The 3,283-nt window shown below is 51.4% G+C and carries 2 rRNA genes; both read left to right on the forward strand.

Annotation, left to right across the window (positions count from 1 at the left end):
- The first annotated feature begins 161 nt into the window (after nt 1–161).
- A 23S ribosomal RNA gene (locus tag AC07VR_RS31565) occupies nt 162–3,054 on the forward strand.
- Between the two features lie 158 nt (nt 3,055–3,212).
- A 5S ribosomal RNA gene (rrf, locus tag AC07VR_RS31570) occupies nt 3,213–3,283 on the forward strand; the annotation flags it as partial.

Raw genomic sequence — 3,283 nt, forward strand, 5'->3', positions numbered from 1 at the left:
TTTGATTAGATCGTTCTTTAAAAATTTGGGTATGTGATAGAAAGATAGACTGAACACTACTTTCACTGGTAGTGGATCAGGCTAAGGTAAAATTTGTGAGTAATTGCGAATTTTCGGCGAATGTCGTCTTCACAGTATAACCAGATTGCTTGGGGTTATATGGTCAAGTGAAGAAGCGCATACGGTGGATGCCTTGGCAGTCAGAGGCGATGAAAGACGTGGTAGCCTGCGAAAAGCTTCGGGGAGTCGGCAAACAGACTGTGATCCGGAGATGTCTGAATGGGGGAACCCAGCCATCATAAGATGGTTATCTTGTACTGAATACATAGGTGCAAGAGGCGAACCAGGGGAACTGAAACATCTAAGTACCCTGAGGAAAAGAAATCAACCGAGATTCCCTTAGTAGTGGCGAGCGAACGGGGACTAGCCCTTAAGTGGCTTTGAGATTAGCGGAACGCTCTGGAAAGTGCGGCCATAGTGGGTGATAGCCCTGTACGCGAAAATCTCTTGGTCATGAAATCGAGTAGGACGGGGCACGAGAAACCTTGTCTGAATATGGGGGGACCATCCTCCAAGGCTAAATACTACTGACTGACCGATAGTGAACTAGTACCGTGAGGGAAAGGCGAAAAGAACCCCGGAGAGGGGAGTGAAATAGATCCTGAAACCGTATGCGTACAAGCAGTGGGAGCCCACTTTGTTGGGTGACTGCGTACCTTTTGTATAATGGGTCAGCGACTTATTTTCAGTGGCGAGCTTAACCGAATAGGGGAGGCGTAGCGAAAGCGAGTCTTAATAGGGCGTCTAGTCGCTGGGAATAGACCCGAAACCGGGCGATCTATCCATGGGCAGGTTGAAGGTTGGGTAACACTAACTGGAGGACCGAACCGACTACCGTTGAAAAGTTAGCGGATGACCTGTGGATCGGAGTGAAAGGCTAATCAAGCTCGGAGATAGCTGGTTCTCCTCGAAAGCTATTTAGGTAGCGCCTCATGTATCACTGTAGGGGGTAGAGCACTGTTTCGGCTAGGGGGTCATCCCGACTTACCAAACCGATGCAAACTCCGAATACCTACAAGTGCCGAGCATGGGAGACACACGGCGGGTGCTAACGTCCGTCGTGAAAAGGGAAACAACCCAGACCGTCAGCTAAGGTCCCAAAGTTATGGTTAAGTGGGAAACGATGTGGGAAGGCTTAGACAGCTAGGAGGTTGGCTTAGAAGCAGCCACCCTTTAAAGAAAGCGTAATAGCTCACTAGTCGAGTCGGCCTGCGCGGAAGATGTAACGGGGCTCAAACCATACACCGAAGCTACGGGTATCACTTAGGTGATGCGGTAGAGGAGCGTTCTGTAAGCCTGTGAAGGTGAGTTGAGAAGCTTGCTGGAGGTATCAGAAGTGCGAATGCTGACATGAGTAACGACAATGGGTGTGAAAAACACCCACGCCGAAAGACCAAGGTTTCCTGCGCAACGTTAATCGACGCAGGGTTAGTCGGTCCCTAAGGCGAGGCTGAAAAGCGTAGTCGATGGAAAACAGGTTAATATTCCTGTACTTCTGGTTATTGCGATGGAGGGACGGAGAAGGCTAGGCCAGCTTGGCGTTGGTTGTCCAAGTTTAAGGTGGTAGGCTGGACTCTTAGGTAAATCCGGGGGGTCCAAGGCCGAGAGCTGATGACGAGTTGTCTTTTAGATGACGAAGTGGTTGATGCCATGCTTCCAAGAAAAGCTTCTAAGCTTCAGGTAACCAGGAACCGTACCCCAAACCGACACAGGTGGTTGGGTAGAGAATACCAAGGCGCTTGAGAGAACTCGGGTGAAGGAACTAGGCAAAATGGCACCGTAACTTCGGGAGAAGGTGCGCCGGTGAGGGTGAAGGACTTGCTCCGTAAGCCCATGCCGGTCGAAGATACCAGGCCGCTGCGACTGTTTATTAAAAACACAGCACTCTGCAAACACGAAAGTGGACGTATAGGGTGTGACGCCTGCCCGGTGCCGGAAGGTTAATTGATGGGGTTAGCTAACGCGAAGCTCTTGATCGAAGCCCCGGTAAACGGCGGCCGTAACTATAACGGTCCTAAGGTAGCGAAATTCCTTGTCGGGTAAGTTCCGACCTGCACGAATGGCGTAACGATGGCGGCGCTGTCTCCACCCGAGACTCAGTGAAATTGAAATCGCTGTGAAGATGCAGTGTATCCGCGGCTAGACGGAAAGACCCCGTGAACCTTTACTATAGCTTTGCACTGGACTTTGAATTTGCTTGTGTAGGATAGGTGGGAGGCTTTGAAGCGTGGACGCCAGTCTGCGTGGAGCCATCCTTGAAATACCACCCTGGCAACTTTGAGGTTCTAACTCAGGTCCGTTATCCGGATCGAGGACAGTGTATGGTGGGTAGTTTGACTGGGGCGGTCTCCTCCTAAAGAGTAACGGAGGAGTACGAAGGTGCGCTCAGACCGGTCGGAAATCGGTCGTAGAGTATAAAGGCAAAAGCGCGCTTGACTGCGAGACAGACACGTCGAGCAGGTACGAAAGTAGGTCTTAGTGATCCGGTGGTTCTGTATGGAAGGGCCATCGCTCAACGGATAAAAGGTACTCCGGGGATAACAGGCTGATACCGCCCAAGAGTTCATATCGACGGCGGTGTTTGGCACCTCGATGTCGGCTCATCACATCCTGGGGCTGAAGCCGGTCCCAAGGGTATGGCTGTTCGCCATTTAAAGTGGTACGCGAGCTGGGTTTAGAACGTCGTGAGACAGTTCGGTCCCTATCTGCCGTGGACGTTTGAGATTTGAGAGGGGCTGCTCCTAGTACGAGAGGACCGGAGTGGACGAACCTCTGGTGTTCCGGTTGTCACGCCAGTGGCATTGCCGGGTAGCTATGTTCGGAATAGATAACCGCTGAAAGCATCTAAGCGGGAAACTAGCCTCAAGATGAGATCTCACTGGAACCTTGAGTTCCCTGAAGGGCCGTCGAAGACTACGACGTTGATAGGTTGGGTGTGTAAGCGCTGTGAGGCGTTGAGCTAACCAATACTAATTGCCCGTGAGGCTTGACCATATAACACCCAAGCAATTTGTTGACTCGAGAGAGCACCAGATTGCGGTGTGTGAAGACGAAACGAACCGAAAGTTCGAGAGACTTGCAAAACACCGAAGCTATCACATACCCAATTTGCTGAAGCGCGGCCAACAGGCCACGACTCGGTACCCGAATTTCTTGACGACCATAGAGCATTGGAACCACCTGATCCCATCCCGAACTCAGCAGTGAAACGATGCATCGCCGA

It is taken from the genome of Pseudomonas sp. GW821-FHT02H09 (assembly GCF_059421425.1).